The organism is Vibrio harveyi NBRC 15634 = ATCC 14126 = KCTC 12724 (assembly GCF_001591145.1).
Taxonomy (GTDB): domain Bacteria; phylum Pseudomonadota; class Gammaproteobacteria; order Enterobacterales; family Vibrionaceae; genus Vibrio; species Vibrio harveyi.
In genome coordinates, this window is sequence record NZ_BCUF01000001.1 from 74,827 (window position 1) to 92,341 (window position 17,515).

Consider the following 17,515-nt stretch of genomic DNA (forward strand, 5'->3'; position numbering starts at 1 on the left):
GATTATTTGCCTCCCTTACGTAGGCGAGGGTCTAGAATCATGTACAGCATGTCAGCCATTAGGTTGAAGCAAAGCATGAACATCGTCATGATGATTAGCTGACCTTGAAGTACTTGGTAGTCACGTGCGTGAATTGCGTTAAGAAGAACCGTACCTAGACCTGGGTAGTTGAAGATCATTTCGATGATTAGCTGACCACCGATTGCCATACCTAGAGACATTGAAAGTGCGGTTACACTTGGTAGTAGTGCGTTACGAGCTGCGTAGTTGAATACCACACGGTTTTCACTCAGACCCTTACCTTTTGCCATCGTGATGTAGTCTTCAGCAAGAAGGTTGATCATGTTGTTACGCATGTTTACTAGGAAGCCACCGATCTGAACAATCGTCGCACAGAACAATGGAAGAATAGCGTGGTAACCAACGTCTTTTAGGAACTCCCAGCTTGTCCAATCTGGCACAGTACCCGGGGTGTATGCGTAGCCTGATGGGAACCACTTAAGACCGATGGCAAAGATGAACAGTGCTAGCATCGCGATTACCATTTGTGGAATCGCCTGAACAATAAGTGTGCCCGGTGTTACGAATGCGTCGTATCGGCTACCACGTTTCCAAGCTGCGAAGATACCTAGTACAGAAGCAATCGAGAACGATAGCACTACTGCAGTACCTGCTAGGAACAATGACCAACCGAATGCACCACCTAGTAGAGAGTTAACTGAAAGCGGGTAGAACTGGATAGAAGTACCTAGCTCCCAGCTTAGAATGTTTTTGATGTATGACAGGTACTGAATGTAAATTGGACCATCTACGAAACCTAGCAGCTCTTTCATTGCTGCGATTCGCTCTGGCGTTACCTGTACTGATGCGTTAGCAAACATCATGGTAACTGGGTCACCAGGCATTGCTCGCGGAATAATGAAGTTTAACGTCGCTGCAACCAAGAGCGCGACAAGATAGAACGACAAACGTCTTAAAAAATAACCCATAACTCACACCTTACTCACCCAGATTTTTTCCCTGTTTCTGGTTTCAGGTCGCTCCTAGCGAAATTTAGAGCGAAAAATCCCCTGACGACGAGCGCCATATGTTGGTTTGGTCACAAGGGGATTTTTATAGGCGGCACACGGGATGTGTGCCGCTAGAAATGAACTTCTACTTATTTAACTGGTTTTAGGTCCAGTACGTGAAGTAGACGCTCTGGGATACCAGCCCAAATGTTTGGACGGCCCTTAGGATTTTCTTCGTTCCACCAACCAGTGAAGCGAGTTGTGTTGTATTGGTACATGTAAGCACCAGACATCACAGGGATAGTAACTTGGTCTTGAGCGATGATTTGCTGAATACCGTGAGCGATTTCTAGCTGCTCTTGCTTGTCAGCTGTCTTGTAGAAGCTGTTTAGAAGACCATCTAGCTTGTCGTTCTTGTAGAAGTGCATCGCGAAGCGAGGCATACCGTCACCAGATTGTAGTGCTGAGTTGTAAGCACTGTTCCAGTAAGTATATGGGTCTGCACCGTGGAAGTAGTTGGTGTACGCAACGTCGTAAGTACCTTCAAGCATTGCTTGGTTGTACACAGAGAAGTCTGGCGTACGAGCACGTGCTTTGATGCCTACTTCTGCAAGTTGCTCAACAGCAAGCTGTACAGTGTTGTTGAAGTCAGTCCAACCGTTTGGAGATTGGATCAGTAGCTCGAAAGACTTACCAGATGGCGTATCAACGAAACCGTCTTTGTTTACATCTTTAAAGCCAGCTTTCGCTAGAAGCTTCTTAGCACCTTCAGCGTTGTACGAGTTGTAACCTTTGTACTTGTCGTGAGTCTTCTCGTCAGACCAAGCTTCGAATGCATAGCCAAGACCTGATGCGAAGTCGTTCACTGTACCGCCGCCGTAGAATGCGATATCAATGATAGTTTGACGATCAAGAGCCATAGAGAATGCGCGACGGAAGTCAACGTTAGTTAGTGCTTCGTGCTTCGCTGCATCTGGGTTCTTGAAGTTAACTACGAACGCTTGAGTACCTGCTGGCGGGTACCAGTAGTGGTGTTTAGGACTTGCTGCTGCGTAAGTGCGGTCGATGTCTGGAACGAATGAAGAAGTCCAGTCCATTTCGCCGTTAACAATCTTACCTAGGAACTGGTCGTTGTTCGCGATTTGAGGAACACGCAAACAGTCAACGTCTAGGTTAGCTGCATCCCAGTAGTTCGGGTTTTCACACTGGATGTATAGTTGCGGAGTGAAAGTGTCGATCTCTGTAAACGGACCAGTACCTACTGGGTTCTCGTTCGTGAACGTTGAAGGATCTTTTACTTTGCTCCATACGTGCTTAGGTACGACTGGTACTTTAGCAATTTCGTAAGGAACGTTTGAGTTTGCTTCGCTTAGACGGAACTTAACTTTGTAATCGTTAACTTTCTCTACGCCAGTAACCCAAGAGTTGATACCAGATTGGTCTAGTTCTGGCTTCTCTTTTACTAGGTTGAAAGAGTAAACAACGTCATCAGCGGTAAACGCTTGACCGTCAGACCATTTCACGCCTTTACGAATGTCGAAAGTTACGCTCATTAGGTCGTCAGACATTTGGAAGTTTTCTGCTAGACGGAATACTGGCGTGTTGCCGTGCATTTCGTTGAAAACAACTAGTGGCTCGTAGATAAAGTCAGTAGTTGTGTGCAGGTTTGTTGCACCCAAGAAAGGGTTAAAGTTACGAACAAAAGTTGTAAACTCTTTAGGGTGGATAGTCAGTTCACTGCGCTCAGCGGCTGTAGCTACTGATGCGAAACCTGTAGTAGCCGTTGCAATAATTGCTGTTGCTAGTGCTGTTTTTTTAATATTGGCAAGCATAGCTGTTCCTTACTATTTGCTTTCATTTCACTAATGGAATTGAATGTCATCAATTGATAAACACTCTCCAAGACCCACCTCTTCGCTTCACTGTAATTTGCGTCGCTCTAAGAGTGGCCTGTAGGCCTTAGGCAGGAGTAAGAAAACACCTTATCCACAAAATAATCAAACTCGATTCCCGTTAAAAACGTTAAAAACCATACCAACTCCGTCATAAACGTCATTTTGCTCGTTTTTAAGTCACTCAAGGCTAAAAAATAAACGTTGATATGCGTCGCAGTTTATATCCACTTTAACATTGTGTGTTAGTGTTCGCTTACTTAACTATGTAGTCATGTAGAGGCTTTTCTGTGGTTGTATTGCATTGGGGATCTGGCTCACACCTGAAATTTTTGTTAATTAACTAGGTGAAATTTAATCTGCCGTTCTGTTGTGATTGACTTCGCAATCTGTATCAAATGTTGCTCAATTTTCCCTTGTTGAGGAAAAATAAGTGCGTTTTAACAGCAAAAATGGGCTGCTGATTATGCTTTTTTTATTCAGGAAAGGAAGTGTTTTAAAGGTACTTTTTAAGAAAATTTACGGTAAGGAATGAGCAAGGAATAACACGACTTGAATTGTTTCTACAAATGCCGTTGCTTTTGGTTTTGATAGCTTGCTTCCAGCTTCTTATACGTTAATTGCTCAGTCCCATCGCTGCTCTGTAAGCTCCATTGCTTGCTTCTTACGGTGAGTATGGAGAAGCATTACTGCGCAATGGATAATGGCAGGGATAAAAAAGCCCCGCCTAAGTGGCGGGGCTAGTATTTGCTGTTTGGTATTAACTTGTAAGGAGCCTTTGCATTTTATCGCGTTGCGCTTCAATGTAAGCTCGTTCAGGGCTTTGTTCTTTACAGTGCTCAAGAATGAACTCGATTGAGCTTAGAACCGTTCTCCAGCGCGGTGTTTTTGGTAATGTCTCAATGCGCATGTATTTATCGAGTGTCCGAGTTTGCAACGTACTGCGGTCGAGGTAGACACGCCATAAACCACTTTGCTCCGCAAAAGCAAACTTAGTTTCTCCAGTCACTGATTCCCAGTATTCCAATGCATGAGTCATCGTATCGACCAACACTTCGCGCATCAGCTCTTGTTTATCTTTCTTGTTCCCCAATGCTTTATCTGCAAGGCGAGTAAACTCACCGCCAAGTTCTTTCAGCTTCTGCAATTGGTCTTTATCACCATCAAACGCATAACTTGATAGAACTTCAACCGCGGTTTCTAGATTATGGATACGAGCTGCGTTTGCACCACCGCCTACGTTAAAGATGTACATAACATCTAGACCAGAGCCTTCAGGTAATTTGAGAATGTCTGCTTCAATGTTTTGACGAATATCTTCGATGTAAATATCAATCTTGCCACAGTAATGTGGTTGTTTAACTGTCAGGAATTTAGGTGCAATAAGTTCATCTGCCGAAGAGCGTTTTAACTGCTCTAAGCTGCGTTTAAATAGCTTACATGCCGCTTCATTCGCAAAACGAATACGTTGATCCTCGCGAAGGCAAATAATGGCTTCAGGTGCTGATTCTAGTTGTTCTAATAATCGACCTTGAGTCTCAAGCAAGCTAGCTTCTACTTCAGCACGCTGGCGCAGCTCCGATTCCAGTAACTTGTTCTCGATGTGGCGCATTTCTGCTTTACTTGCGGTCAAGTGCGCTTGAATACGTGCGGCGAGTTCCTGCTTATTGAATGGCTTGGTTAAGTAGTCATTCGCACCTGCTTCGAAGCCTCTTACTCGATCTTCTGTCTGACTTAAGGCCGTCAACATAATGATCGGAAGCTCTGCGTGATCATAGGTCTCTCGAAGCTCACTACATACTTGATAGCCGCTCATGCCTGGCATCATGATATCGAGTAGAAGCAACTCTGGTTTTTCTTGCTCGATTAAAGCAAGTGTTTCAGGACCATCAGAAATAGTGCGTACGCGGTAGCCTTCAAGCCTTAGGAAGCTTTCAAGAACGCGTAAGTTAACCGGTTCGTCATCAGCAACATACAACAGCGGACCATCAGGGTTCTCTGGTAATGATAAGTCGTCGTTGTTTTCAAAGTTCGCTTCTGGAATTTGGAAGTGTCCACGCGCCGCAAGGCTCTGTGTTGCTTGAATCTCTTCTTCATTAGCAAGTGGCAGAGTAAAGCTAAATGTAGTGCCGACCATTGGTTGACTACTTACATATAACGATCCACCCATCAATTCGATTAGTTGACGGCTGATTGATAAACCCAAACCAGCGCCTTGACGGTAGCGACTAGCGTCTTGGCCGGCTTGAATTAAAGGTTCAAAGATATGCTCAAGATGTTCAGCCGGGATACCCTGGCCAGTATCAACCACTTGTACGCGGACTTGATCGTCCACGACGGTGGCAGAAATTACGATCTTACCTTCAGAAGTATATTTAATTGCATTACCAATTAGGTTGTACAGTACTTGTTCCAAGCGTTGTGGATCGGCAGACACCGCTTTTAGATCGGCAGGGACCTGGTTAATGATACGAATCGTCTTGTTACCTAGTAGATGACTTGAAAGCTCAAGCACCAAGCGAGTCGCACTTGCTAGGCTCACTGCCGATTTTTGGATATCCATGCTGCCATAGCGCATCTTGTGGTAATCCAATAAATCGTCAACAAGATTTGCCAAACGTTGACCACTTTTGATGATGATATCCAATTGGTATTTTTGACTCGCAGGAATTGCACCATTAGCACCAGATACTAAAGTCTCTGCAATGCCGACCATACCGTGTAATGGTGTACGTAACTCGTGAGAGGTTGTCGCTAGGAACTCATCTTTCAGCTTGTCTGCCAACTGCAATTCTTCGTTTTGCTTTTGGATCAATTTGATGTTGCTTTCTAGCTCTTCATTTTGCTGCTTAATGGTTTGGATCTTTTCTCGAATTGAGCGTTGCATGCGCTCAAAGCTGATCGCGAGTCGACCGATTTCATCTTTACGCTCTGTATTAAAGGTCGTTTCGTCCAGATCACCAGCAGATACTTTCTCTGCTGCCCAAGTCAGCTTAAGAAGCGGGGAGGTGATGAAATTAGATAAGTAGTGTGAGGCGATCACAACCAAGATGATCGCAATCAGCATCGCAATAACAAACAGCTTCTCGAGCTGGTGGACTCGAGCAAAGGCTTCTTTTTCTGGAAGTTGTACGACAATCGCCCAAGTTAGACCGCGAGTTTCAATTGGCGCAAATGCCGCAATCATCTCTTCACCCAAGCGGTTGCTGTAAGTACCTACTTCTGTGTCGCCTGCGAGTGCTTTATCGACAATCTCTAAGCTGTTTTGGATTTCTTCCTGTTTGGTGTTAATGGTGCGAGGTTTATGATCGCTGCCCACTAGTAAGGTTTCAATCGAGGAATCGCGGTTGATTTCAGCAATAAGCTTAGTAATGCCGTTGTTTGGTAAGCGGAACATCGCATAGCTGTGCAGGTAGCCTTGTTGGACAATCGGTGCGCCGAGCCAAGCGACTTGTTTACCGTTTTCGATATCAAAGTCAGACACGACAACTGGCGTGTAATCTTCATTGACCTTACGACGTGCACTCACATCTTCAGACAAACGTTTAAAGGTGCGCCCTAGCGCCGTATCTTTGTAGCGTCCTGTCAGTAGGTTAGTGCCATAGTTGTCGTCTTTATTGATTGAGTAAGTGACATTACCATCGATATCAACCAATAAAATGTCATTAAAATCAGATCGCTTTAACAGCTCTAGGTATGCCCAGTGGTAACGTTTGTGCAATAGGCGGTAACGTTCGCTGCCAACGTAGTTAGATGATTCCGGTAAAATCGAGGTTTTGATTTGATCGCCACTGCCTTTGATATAGCGCTGCTGTGCGTTTTCTCTGGCTTCATCAATATCGTGACCCAAGCGACTAAACGCATTGACCAAACCGTAGAATCGTCCGCCGCTGGCGTAAGCAAGTTCGGAGCGTACGAAGCCCATGACTTCAGTCTCTTGAGCTGCAAAGTAGTCGATGATTTGTTGTTGTTTGGTATCACGAACTGAAAGAAGGTGCGATGTGCTTTGTTCTTGAAGATCTTTACTGTGTGATTGCAGGAAGAAAATCGCAGTTATCGTCAGTGGCGTGATACTAAGAACCAAAAACGCGGTCATTAGCGTGCTTTGCAGGCGCTTAAATTTCTGCTTTTTGTAGAATTTAAACATGGATAAGATTACAACTCATAAAAGGGCAGCGACCAATTTACTGGGGCTTGCCAAGGTTCTCGTTAAAAACGGACAAGAAGTTAAATTCGATAGAATTAACAAAATTAACGAGTTTTTTTTCTTTGACAAGAAAGTTGATTGGAAAGCGTGGGGAGAGACGCAGTTTTTCGTTGAGTTGAATGAATTTTGGCAAAGGTTTGCGCAGGATTTCACCTGCGCAAAGAGAGATTAGGATTTTTTCGCGTAGTATATCGAGAATTTATTGGTCTTATTTAGCGTCTCGCAATTATTGAATGCTTGCTCAATAATTGGTGGGTATTTTAAGAAGCTGTTTGCCACAATCACCATTTCACCCTGTTTAGTCATGTATTGTGGTGCTTGACCCAAGAGTGTTTCCGCAGCGTTGTAGTTTGTATCTAGACCACTGTGAAACGGCGGATTACTGACGATAAAGCGATAATCTTTTGCCGTATCGGAATAGATGTCTGAAGCAAACACACGTCCAGTTATGCCATTCGCTTCTAATGTTGCTTGGCTTGATGTGATGGCATAAGCGTTAATATCACACATCTCAATCGCGATATCTGGGTTGGCTTTGGCCATGAATGCACCCAGCACTCCTGCACCACAGCCAAAATCGAGCACCTTGCCAGATAGTTTAGGTAAAGTCTCAAGCAGTAATTGACTGCCTAAATCAAACTCACCATGGCTAAATACACCAGGAAGGCTCTTAACTGTAAGTGATTGCTCACCCAAAGTGACGGTGTAGGATTTAAACCAATCTGCTTGATTGAAAGGCTTTGGCTGGTTAAGGCAAGTACCCCAGTAGAATGAGCAACGGCGAGCTGAGTCGTACTTGTTCACTGGACCGTACTCTTTGAACATTTTCTCAATGCTCTTGATACCTGAACGGTTCTCACCAACGACGACGATTTCTGTATTGATGCCAAGTTTCGCCATCAACATTGCCAGCAAGTATTCTGCCTCAGATTTAGCTTTTGGCCAGTACAGAAGCACCATGTCTGCTTGTGTCTCAATATCAAACTCTGAGCCAAAGTGGCTCTTCACCTTGTTCGATGTGCGAATTTGACGGTAGTAGCTGTAGTTAGAAGTAAAAACCTCCACTGACTCACAATGAGCCACTAACTCGAGAGGAAATAGATCTTCAACTTCACCAGCGACTAAAACGTGTTTTCCGTTAAAGTACTCAAGTTGGCGCTGAGCTATTTGGCTAGGAGCAATATAAGCAGACATAAATTTGGTTCATCAGAAATAATTAGGGGCAGATTTTCGCACAATCTGCCCCAAGCTTGAAGTGATTAAGCAGCGACTAACTGTTGTCTTGTTGGTTGAGGAAATCCTTAAACTCTTCTTCGTAGATGTTAAACAACACCATGGTGACGGCAAAAATCAGTGGACCGTAGATAAGACCGATCAAACCAAATAGATGCAAACCACCCAATAGAGAGAAAAATATCATTAGCGTGTTCATACCTGCGCTGCCTTGCATTAGCAGAGGGCGTAATAGGTTGTCGATAGAGCCGACTACCACGACACTCCATACCGTCAAGAAGATTGCCCAAGTGGTGTCACCGGTTAAGAACAAGTACGCTGCGGCTGGAATCCAAATTAGTGCTGTGCCAACTACAGGGATAAATGATGCAAAGCCCATCATGGTTCCCCAGAATAAACCAGGGAAGCCTGCAAGCCACATACCGATACCACCAGCAAAGCCTTGAGCAATCGCGGTTAAGAATGACCCCATTACAGCGGATTTCGAGACTTGTTCAATCTCGGTCAGAATTTTGTCTTCTTGGCTGCGTGAGAGGGGCAGAATATGACGCATTGCTGAAATGATCTTGTCGTGGTCACGTAACAGGAAGAACAAAACGAACAACATTAGGAAAAAATCCATTAGGAAGTTCGTTGCATCACCCAGGATTTTTGCGCTTATAGCTACAAGGTTTGAACCAAATGATGTTGCGAATTGCCCGATCTTTTCTGCGATGGCTTGTGGTTCGATTTTGTCGAAAGGTAAGTACTCATTAACCAACGCTAAACCTTTGACTACCCAAGGATGTTGGAAAATATCTTGGATGCCACCATTGGTTACCCACTTGTAGGTATTTTGCGAAAATACCGAGCCTTGCTGCACGATAGCGGCAAAAACAAATAGTAATGGAATCACGATAATAAAGGTTAAAACCACACAAGAGAGCAGTGAGACCAAGTTTTTGTGATTAGGTAGTTTTCGTTCAAACCATTCATGTATTGGGAACATGAGCAGTGAAATGATAAACGCCATGACGATCGAGTTGATGTAAGGTTCGACCAACAAATAGCAGGCAAAAGCAGCGGCGAGCAGCGCAACAACTAGCACTCGATGACTCGACGTGATTTTTACATTATTCGGCATGTGATTAATCCAAATTACGGAATATTTACGTTTACGCCTTATACCACAGCGCAAAATCTTTATTACTTTGCACCGACGATTCTTTCAAGCTTATGACATAGCTGAATTGGGAAGGTGCAGTTGACCTTGTTATAATGACCACAAATCAGGTGGTTATCAATCAAGAGATGGAAAAATGGGTTGTTGTAACAGCGATAAGAAATGCCAGAGCGAAAAGAAGGCCAGACGCATTCCTTGGTTTGGGATTGTTCTTGGGATTCTTGCTATCTTAGTCATCTTTAATTGGCAAGCATAATTCAAATAATAAAAAAGGACCTCGAAGGTCCTTTTTTTGGAATTTATGTTCTGGTAAGGAACGCTTATTTTGATTCTTCTGCCAGAATTGCGAAACAACGATCCGCAGCTTCTAGTGTTGCGTCGATTTCTTTTGAACCGTGAGCAAGAGAGGTAAAGCTTGCTTCGAATGCTGATGGTGCAAGGTATACACCGTGTTTTAGCATTAGGTGGAAGAAACGCTTAAAGCGCTCGACATCGCACTTAGTCACGTCTTCGTAGCACGTTACGGTTTCTTGGTCAGTGAAGAAGAAACCAAACATGCCACCCACTTGGTTTACTACCATTGGGATGCCGTGTTTTTCAGCAAGAGCTTTGAAGCCTTCAGCAAGTTGTTTGGTTTTTGCAGCAAGACGTTTCTCGTTACCTTCTTCTTTTAGCAGGTTCAAACATGCAAAGCCTGCCGCCATTGCTACTGGGTTACCGGAAAGTGTGCCCGCTTGGTATACAGGACCTGTTGGCGCAACATATTGCATGACTTCTTTACGACCACCAAAAGCACCCACTGGCATACCGCCACCGATCACTTTACCTAGTGTCGTTAGATCTGGTTTGATGTTGTAGTGTGCTTGCGCGCCACCTAGAGCTACACGGAAGCCTGTCATTACTTCATCAAAAATCAGTAGAGCACCTTCTTGGTCACAGATTTCGCGTAGACCTTCGTGGAAGCCTTCTACTGGAGGGATACAGTTCATGTTGCCCGCTACTGGCTCAACGATGATACATGCGATTTCGCCTTTGTTTGCGGCGAATAGTTCACGTACTGAATCTAAGTCGTTGAATGTTGCCGTTAGTGTGTGCTTTGCAAAATCGGCAGGAACGCCAGGAGAACTTGGTTGACCTAGAGTTAGTGCACCTGAACCTGCTTTTACTAGCAAGCTGTCTGCGTGACCATGGTAACAGCCTTCGAACTTCATGATCTTGTCACGACCAGTAAAGCCACGAGCAAGACGGATAGCACTCATTGTTGCTTCCGTACCAGAACTTACCATGCGGATTTGTTCCATAGATGGCACTAGCTCAGATACAAGCTCGGCCATGGCAATTTCCATTTCAGTTGGCGCACCGAAACTTAGACCGCGTTGTGCAGCATCGATAACTGCTTCACGGATAACTGCGTGGTTGTGACCTAGAATCATAGGACCCCAAGAGCCAACGTAATCAATGTACGCTTTACCATCGGCATCAAAAATCAGGGCACCGTCTGCTCGTTCGATAAATAGCGGAGAACCGCCAACGCCGTTGAATGCACGAACTGGTGAGTTCACACCGCCAGGAATGGTTTGCTGAGCCTTTTGATATAGCTCTGATGATTTGGTCATGGGGTTATCCTCTTTTGATTGCTCGGACCAAGTGGAGCGCATTGTACCTAGCTAATCTCAAGTTAGAAACGTTTTGGGTAATTTATGTGTTGTCTGGCGGTGTAATCTTACATATCAGCATCTGATCTAAAGAATCGTCGGTGAATACTTGAACGAGTTGGTCAGGTATTGGATAATCGCTCTAATTAGCACAAATTTGACGTCTCGCTACAGGCTTGACGCATTACACGAGTGAGAGAGGTCTTCGTGAGCGAAGTAAACGTACCATTGTCTTTTTCTGATGCAGCAGCATCACGCGTTAAAGCGCTGATTGCGGAAGAAGAAAACCCAGCACTGAAGTTACGCGTATACATTACTGGCGGCGGCTGTAGCGGTTTCCAATATGGCTTCACATTTGATGAGAGCGTAAATGAAGGTGATACTACGATCGAAAACAGTGGCGTAACACTGGTTGTAGACCCAATGAGCCTGCAATACTTAATCGGTGGCGTGGTTGATTACACAGAAGGTTTAGAAGGAGCTCGCTTCTTCGTTAATAACCCAAATGCGACGACAACCTGTGGTTGTGGTGCATCATTCAGTGTGTAATTAATACGACAACAGGCAGCCAATCGGCTGCCTGAGTTTTACGTAGCAGGAAGTCACGTAAACGCCCCCTCGCTTTCATGATGAAGTGGGGGTAAAAATAAAAAGGACTTTATATGTCTGGAACTTCTTTCGGACGTCGTTTTGTCGAACGTCCATGGCTAGTCTCTCTAACGCTTGTTATCACTTTGGCTGCTTGGCTCGCAATGGGTCAACTCAATGCACAAGACGAATCGGTCTCTTCTCCATCCTCTCAATCAGATGATACGCCTGTCGCAAAGGTGATGTTCAACTCTTTTGAAGCACAACCAACCAGTAAAACGATTGAACTTTACGGTCGAACTGCGCCGAATCGGCAAGCTCGTTTAGGGGCAGAAGTCGCAGGTAAGATTGTGAGCTTGAACGTGCAAAAAGGACAAAGTGTTAAACAAGGGCAGGTGATTGCCAACATTGATGAGCGCGATCTAGATATTCAACTTAAACGTGCCAAAGCAATGCTGCGTGTAAAAGAAAAAGAATTTAAAGCCGCAGAATCTTTGAAGAATAGAGGGTTGCAAGGTGAAGTTGCTTTTGCCACTGCTCAAGCGGTACTTGTCGATGCCCGAGCAAACTTAAGCAATGTTGAAACTGCACTTAAAAATACCAAAGTAAGAGCCCCTTTTGACGGCATTCTGGACCATCGATTCGTTGAAGTGGGAGATTTCGTTGGCGTCGGCGACCCAATAGCCACTGTAATTGACTTAGAGAAGTTAGTCATTGAAGCGGATGTGAGTGAACGTCATATTCAGTATTTAAAACAAGGTCAGCAAGCCGATGTTAGAACCATTGATAACATCCATCATCAAGGCACCATTCGTTATATTGGGCGCGTATCTTCAACTTCGACCAATACATTCCCTATAGAAATCGAGATTGATAATCGAGAGAGTGCGATGCCTGCGGGTGTCAGTGCTGAAGTGGTACTGTCGCTAAGTGAAGTTCTGGCAGTGAAAGTGACCGCAGCCATGTTGGCGTTAGATGAAGAAGGCAATCTTGGTATCAAAACGCTTCGTGATCAGCATGTTCACTTTGTGCCTATCCAACTGGTCAAAGCTGAGAAAGACGGTGTCTGGTTATCCGGCTTAGGAGACCAAGTTGACATCATTGTGCTTGGACAAGGCTTTGCACGTGATGGCGATTTAGTGATGGCGACAAAAGTCGACGATGCCATTGAAGCTGCGAACCAGCAATAAGGAGGCAATATGTTTGCTTTGATTGATGCTGCGTTATCGCGTGCACGTACCATGCTTACATTGTTGGTGATGATTTTGATTGCCGGAGTGATCACCTACATTACGATTCCGAAAGAGTCGAGCCCCGACATTACCATCCCTATTATCTATGTTTCGGTTAGCCACCAAGGTATTTCCCCGACCGATGCGGAGCGCTTATTGGTTCGTCCGATAGAGCAAGAGCTTCGTTCAATAGAAGGCGTTAAGGAGATGACCGCGATTGCTTCAGAGGGACATGCGTCGGTTACTCTAGAGTTCAGTGTCGGCGTTGACTTAGCTGAAGCTATGGCTGATGTTCGTGATGCGGTGGATCTTGCTAAACCTAAATTGCCTGAAGACAGTGATGAGCCAACAGTTAACGAAGTAACATTCGCATCTGAAGAGCCTGTCCTCACTCTGGTTCTGTATGGCACAGTCCCTGAGCGTACAACAGTACAAATCGCACGAGCTTTACGTGATAAGTTGGAAAGCTATCGTCAGGTATTGGAAGTCGATATTGCGGGGGATCGCGAAGATATCGTTGAGATCGTGGTCGATCCGTTATTGATGGAAAGTTACGGTTTGGATCAAGCCGATATCTACAATTTGATTGCTTTAAACAACCGAGTGGTTGCTGCTGGCTTTGTCGATACTGGTTATGGTCGCTTCTCGGTTAAAGTCCCTTCCGTATTCGATTCGTTAAAAGATGTATTAGAACTACCGATCAAGGTAAATGGCAAAGAGGTGATCACTTTTGGTGATGTCGCGACAGTGCGCCGAGCCTTCCGTGACCCTGAAAGTTTTGCTCGTTTAGATGGTGAACCAGCGGTGGTGCTCAATGTGAAAAAGCGTGCCGGTGAAAACATCATAGAAACGGTTGAGCTCGTTAAACAAGTTCTGATTGAAGCGCAAAAGCAGACTGGTTGGCCGAATAACCTGCAAGTTAAATACACTTGGGATCAGTCTGATGACGTTAAGCTGATGCTTAGCGATCTGCAAAACAACATTCTGTCTGCAATTATTCTGGTCGTTATTGTCATCATTGCCATTCTGGGTGTTCGAACTGCACTGTTAGTTGGTATTTCTATTCCGGGCTCTTTCTTAACTGGCTTATTGGTGTTGTCGGTTTTTGGTTTGACCGTCAACATCGTGGTGCTATTCGCACTGATTATGGCTGTAGGCATGTTAGTCGATGGTGCCATTGTTGTTACGGAATTTGCTGATAGGCGGATGCAAGAGGGCACACCACGTAAAGAAGCATATAGGGATGCAGCAAAACGTATGGCATGGCCGATTACCGCTTCTACAGCAACCACTTTGGCAGCGTTTGCACCATTGCTATTTTGGCCGGATATTACTGGTGAGTTCATGAAATACTTACCATTAACTCTCATTGCAACCCTCAGTGCTTCGCTAATGATGGCATTACTTTTCGTCCCTGTGATTGGTGGAATCATTGGTAAGCCTCAAGTCGTCGATGCACAGCGTCAGCAAGAGATGGTTGACCTGCATAATGGTGAATTTGATAAAGCGACAGGCATTACCAAGCTTTATTACAAAACCCTGTCTATCGCGATCCGACATCCATTGAAAGTGTTACTCAGCGCAATTTTGCTCGCGGGTGGTGTTGGCTTTACTTACAACAAAGCCGGCTTAGGTGCGGAGTTTTTTCCTGAAGTGGATCCCGCCTTCTTTACGGTCAAAGTTCGTTCTTATGGTGATTTGTCGATCAATGAGAAAGACATCGTAATGAAAGAGATTGAGAAAGTAATGTTAGGGCATGATGAGTTTGAAAGCGTCTACACACGTACCGGTTCCGATTCAAATGACGGTGATGAGATTGGTCAAATTCAGATCACGCCGGTGGATTGGCAATATCGCCGTAAAGTCAAAGATATTATTGAGGAACTTAAGCAAACCACCAATCAATTCTCCGGTGTTGAGTTGGAATACAAATTCCCCGATGCAGGACCACCAGTTGAGCATGATCTCGTGATTGAAATGTCGGCGCAAAACTCAAGTATCGATCAATTGGACAGTGCCGCCAAAATGGTTCGTTACTGGGCTGATCGTAACCCTGCGTTAACTAACTTAAGTGATACAACGAATAAAGAAGGAATTGATTGGCAGATTGATATCCGCAGAGACGATGCTTCTCGCTTTGCGGCCGATGCAACGTTGGTTGGAAACACCGTTCAGTTTGTTACCAACGGTTTGAAGATTGGTGATTATCTTCCGGATGATGCCGATGAAGAAGTCGATATCTTAGTACGTTATCCGCAAGATAAGCGTGATATTGGGCGTTTTGATCAGCTAAGAGTGAAAACGGCTGCGGGCTTAGTACCGATTACTAACTTTGCTCAAATTAAACCGGATCATAAGCAGGATACGATTCGCCGAGTTGATGGGCGCCGAGTGGTAAATATCAAAGCGGATATGGTTGAGGGGTATAACCTCGCACTGGAGCTACCAAAGATAACGGCGGAAGTGGCGCAATTGGGTTTACCTGCTGGGATTGAGTTTAAAATTCGTGGGCAAAACGAAGAGCAAGAGAACTCTTCCGCTTTCTTGCAAAATGCTTTTATGGTTGCTCTTGGTGTGATGGCGCTTATTTTGATTACTCAGTTTAATAGCTTCTATCAAGCCTTTTTGATCCTAAGTGCAGTGCTTTTCTCTACGGTCGGTGTGTTTGCTGGATTGCTGATTTTCCAAAAACCATTCGGCATTATTATGTCGGGCATTGGGGTGATCGCACTGGCCGGGATTGTTGTGAACAACAATATTGTATTGATAGATACCTACAATCAGATGCGTAAACGAGGGCTAGAAAAGTCAGAGGCAATTTTGCGTACCGGAGTACAGCGTCTGCGACCTGTATTGTTGACCACAGTAACGACGATACTTGGCTTGCTGCCAATGGTGCTAGAGATGAACATCGACTTAGTTAACCAGAAGATTGAATTTGGTGCGCCGAGTACGCAGTGGTGGTCTCAATTAGCAACTGCAGTTGCTGGTGGGCTCGCATTTGCAACCGTGTTAACTCTAGTGCTTACTCCATGTTTATTGATGCTAGGTAGAGAGCACAATATTGATGAACCTGAACCTGAAACAAAAGAGGCAGCGTAAGCTGCCTCTTAGGTATTGTCGTGAATCACGACTTATTTATTTCATTGCGAGCAACTTACTGTAGCGTTCTAGTTTTGCCATGCTCACTTTTGCGTTCGCCATGAAGGTTTGTTTTGCTTTACCCGTTAAAGATTTTGACTGCGGAAGCTTAACTGTTCTAGCGTTCTTGTGTACGCCGTTTACCAAGAATTCGTAGTGCAAGTGAGGTCCCGTAACCCGCCCAGTGCCGCCGAGCGTACCAATGGTTTGTCCTTGTTTCACTCGTTGTCCTGTCTTAACCATGCGTTTAGTTAAATGCAGGTATTTGGTAATGTAAGTGTTGCTGTGTTTGATGAACACATAGTTGCCGTTAAACTTATTGTAGGCAGACTTTTGTACCACACCATCACCAGCAGCCCAGATCGGTGTGCCAACAGGCGCAGCGTAGTCGGTGCCTCGGTGAGGACGAACCTTACCAGTGACAGGGTGTAAACGACGAGGGTTGAAATTAGACGTTACGCGACGGAAGTCCAATGGCGCACGCAAAAAGGCTTTCTTCATGGCTCGACCATTTTCATCGTAATACTTGCCGCTCTTTTCATCCAAAATTGCAGTAAAGGTATCACCTTGGTTCTTAAACACTGCAGCAATAATTTTTCCTCGCCCAATGACTTCACCTTCGACGACTTCTTCTTGGTAAAGCACACGGAAAGTATCGTTTTTACGAATATCCAATGCAAAGTCGATGTCCCAACCAAAAATGCCTGCCAGTTCCATAATTTGGTTTGCATTCAACCCAGATGAAATACCGGCATTCCAGAAGTTAGATTTAATCGTCGCTTCAGCGTAGTTGTACTGATAATCGACTTCTTTTTTATCGATCTCTGAGACGTATTTGTTGCCTTGCAGCTTAATGCGGAAAGTTTCAAACGCATTCAGCGTACGTTGAAGTTGAACAAAGTCGTTGTTTTCATCAAACCCAAATTTCAGCTTATCTCCTGGACGAAGACGAGAGAGCTGCTGTTTGATTTCTTTATCTGAAGTGATCAGTTCATGCAAAAGACGAGGGGATAAGCCGACGCGGTTAAAAAGTACCGCTGCACTTTCCCCATTTTTGACCTTATATGTTTCCCAACGCAAGACAGAAGGAAGATTAGAAGAAGCGCTGCGCTCTGGTGATTCGACAGATATCGACACTGGATAATGCTCGCCAACTTTAAGGCGGCTTTGCTGCGGATCGAGGTCTTGCGGATCGGGTAAGAAAAATAGCGCGACGATGATAAGCGCACTAAAAAAGCCGATCAGTACTTTGTGCAAGAGTGGGAGTCGGACAAAAATCGAATGCATGAGGTACTTGATTACTAAATTAAACGTAAAAATTGACAACTACCTAGTCTAACGTGTTTCAAAATGCATCGCTATTCAAGTAAGATGTTCAGCTATTATATTTTTGCC

At 44.7% G+C, this 17,515-nt stretch carries 11 protein-coding genes; 4 read left to right on the plus strand and 7 right to left on the minus strand.

What is annotated here, in order from left to right:
- Positions 1-2: 2 nt before the first annotated feature.
- The 3 genes from VHA02S_RS00315 to VHA02S_RS00325 all read right to left on the minus strand — a co-directional run bounded on the left by VHA02S_RS00315 (position 3) and on the right by VHA02S_RS00325 (position 7,049).
- Positions 3-989 (minus strand): ABC transporter permease, encoded by a 987-nt coding sequence (locus tag VHA02S_RS00315; protein ID WP_005446316.1) that lies wholly within the window; start codon positions 987-989, stop codon positions 3-5.
- A 170-nt stretch (positions 990-1,159) separates the two neighbouring features.
- Complete coding sequence (locus tag VHA02S_RS00320) at positions 1,160-2,842, minus strand: ABC transporter substrate-binding protein (protein ID WP_005446317.1); 1,683 nt, start codon at positions 2,840-2,842, stop codon at positions 1,160-1,162.
- 820 nt (positions 2,843-3,662) lie between these two features.
- Entirely contained in the window at positions 3,663-7,049 is a 3,387-nt protein-coding gene (locus VHA02S_RS00325) for a response regulator (protein ID WP_009698734.1), read from the minus strand.
- Between VHA02S_RS00325 and VHA02S_RS00330 the strand changes: the two genes are divergently transcribed.
- Positions 7,048-7,281, plus strand: a complete 234-nt coding sequence (locus VHA02S_RS00330) for a hypothetical protein (protein ID WP_029790366.1) — start codon at positions 7,048-7,050, stop codon at positions 7,279-7,281. The two genes, VHA02S_RS00325 and VHA02S_RS00330, sit on opposite strands and share 2 nt — an antisense overlap.
- Here VHA02S_RS00330 and rsmC read toward each other — a convergent pair.
- The 3 genes from rsmC to hemL all read right to left on the minus strand — a co-directional run bounded on the left by rsmC (position 7,278) and on the right by hemL (position 11,120).
- Positions 7,278-8,303 carry a 16S rRNA (guanine(1207)-N(2))-methyltransferase RsmC gene (rsmC, locus tag VHA02S_RS00335; RefSeq protein ID WP_009698733.1) on the minus strand — a complete coding sequence of 342 codons (1,026 nt, stop codon included), beginning with the start codon at positions 8,301-8,303 and terminating at the stop codon, positions 7,278-7,280. The genes VHA02S_RS00330 and rsmC overlap by 4 nt on opposite strands.
- A gap of 76 nt (positions 8,304-8,379) precedes the next feature.
- Complete coding sequence (locus VHA02S_RS00340) at positions 8,380-9,465, minus strand: AI-2E family transporter (RefSeq protein WP_005449176.1); 1,086 nt, start codon at positions 9,463-9,465, stop codon at positions 8,380-8,382.
- A gap of 359 nt (positions 9,466-9,824) precedes the next feature.
- Positions 9,825-11,120 (minus strand): glutamate-1-semialdehyde 2,1-aminomutase, encoded by a 1,296-nt coding sequence (gene hemL / locus VHA02S_RS00345; RefSeq protein WP_005449175.1) that lies wholly within the window; start codon positions 11,118-11,120, stop codon positions 9,825-9,827.
- Positions 11,121-11,366: 246 nt separating this feature from the next.
- Here hemL and erpA point away from each other — a divergent pair, with 246 nt between their 5' ends.
- The 3 genes from erpA to VHA02S_RS00360 all read left to right on the plus strand — a co-directional run bounded on the left by erpA (position 11,367) and on the right by VHA02S_RS00360 (position 16,081).
- Complete coding sequence (gene erpA / locus VHA02S_RS00350; protein WP_005449174.1) at positions 11,367-11,708, plus strand: iron-sulfur cluster insertion protein ErpA; 342 nt, start codon at positions 11,367-11,369, stop codon at positions 11,706-11,708.
- A 113-nt stretch (positions 11,709-11,821) separates the two neighbouring features.
- Positions 11,822-12,937 carry an efflux RND transporter periplasmic adaptor subunit gene (locus tag VHA02S_RS00355; protein ID WP_038897996.1) on the plus strand — a complete coding sequence of 372 codons (1,116 nt, stop codon included), beginning with the start codon at positions 11,822-11,824 and terminating at the stop codon, positions 12,935-12,937.
- Between the two features lie 9 nt (positions 12,938-12,946).
- Positions 12,947-16,081, plus strand: a complete 3,135-nt coding sequence (locus VHA02S_RS00360) for an efflux RND transporter permease subunit (protein WP_038897997.1) — start codon at positions 12,947-12,949, stop codon at positions 16,079-16,081.
- Between the two features lie 36 nt (positions 16,082-16,117).
- Here VHA02S_RS00360 and shyC read toward each other — a convergent pair whose 3' ends face one another.
- Positions 16,118-17,407 carry a peptidoglycan DD-endopeptidase ShyC gene (shyC, locus tag VHA02S_RS00365; RefSeq protein ID WP_005449171.1) on the minus strand — a complete coding sequence of 430 codons (1,290 nt, stop codon included), beginning with the start codon at positions 17,405-17,407 and terminating at the stop codon, positions 16,118-16,120.
- Positions 17,408-17,515 lie beyond the last annotated feature (108 nt).

Coding starts and splice junctions, on each gene's coding strand:
- VHA02S_RS00355 (WP_038897996.1), top strand. CDS start 11,822: ATGTCTGGAACTTCTTTCGGACGTCGTTTTGTCGAACGTCCATGGCTA.
- shyC (WP_005449171.1), bottom strand. CDS start 17,407: ATGCATTCGATTTTTGTCCGACTCCCACTCTTGCACAAAGTACTGATC.
- VHA02S_RS00325 (WP_009698734.1), bottom strand. CDS start 7,049: ATGTTTAAATTCTACAAAAAGCAGAAATTTAAGCGCCTGCAAAGCACG.
- VHA02S_RS00330 (WP_029790366.1), top strand. CDS start 7,048: ATGGATAAGATTACAACTCATAAAAGGGCAGCGACCAATTTACTGGGG.
- VHA02S_RS00340 (WP_005449176.1), bottom strand. CDS start 9,465: ATGCCGAATAATGTAAAAATCACGTCGAGTCATCGAGTGCTAGTTGTT.
- rsmC (WP_009698733.1), bottom strand. CDS start 8,303: ATGTCTGCTTATATTGCTCCTAGCCAAATAGCTCAGCGCCAACTTGAG.
- hemL (WP_005449175.1), bottom strand. CDS start 11,120: ATGACCAAATCATCAGAGCTATATCAAAAGGCTCAGCAAACCATTCCT.
- VHA02S_RS00320 (WP_005446317.1), bottom strand. CDS start 2,842: ATGCTTGCCAATATTAAAAAAACAGCACTAGCAACAGCAATTATTGCA.
- VHA02S_RS00360 (WP_038897997.1), top strand. CDS start 12,947: ATGTTTGCTTTGATTGATGCTGCGTTATCGCGTGCACGTACCATGCTT.
- VHA02S_RS00315 (WP_005446316.1), bottom strand. CDS start 989: ATGGGTTATTTTTTAAGACGTTTGTCGTTCTATCTTGTCGCGCTCTTG.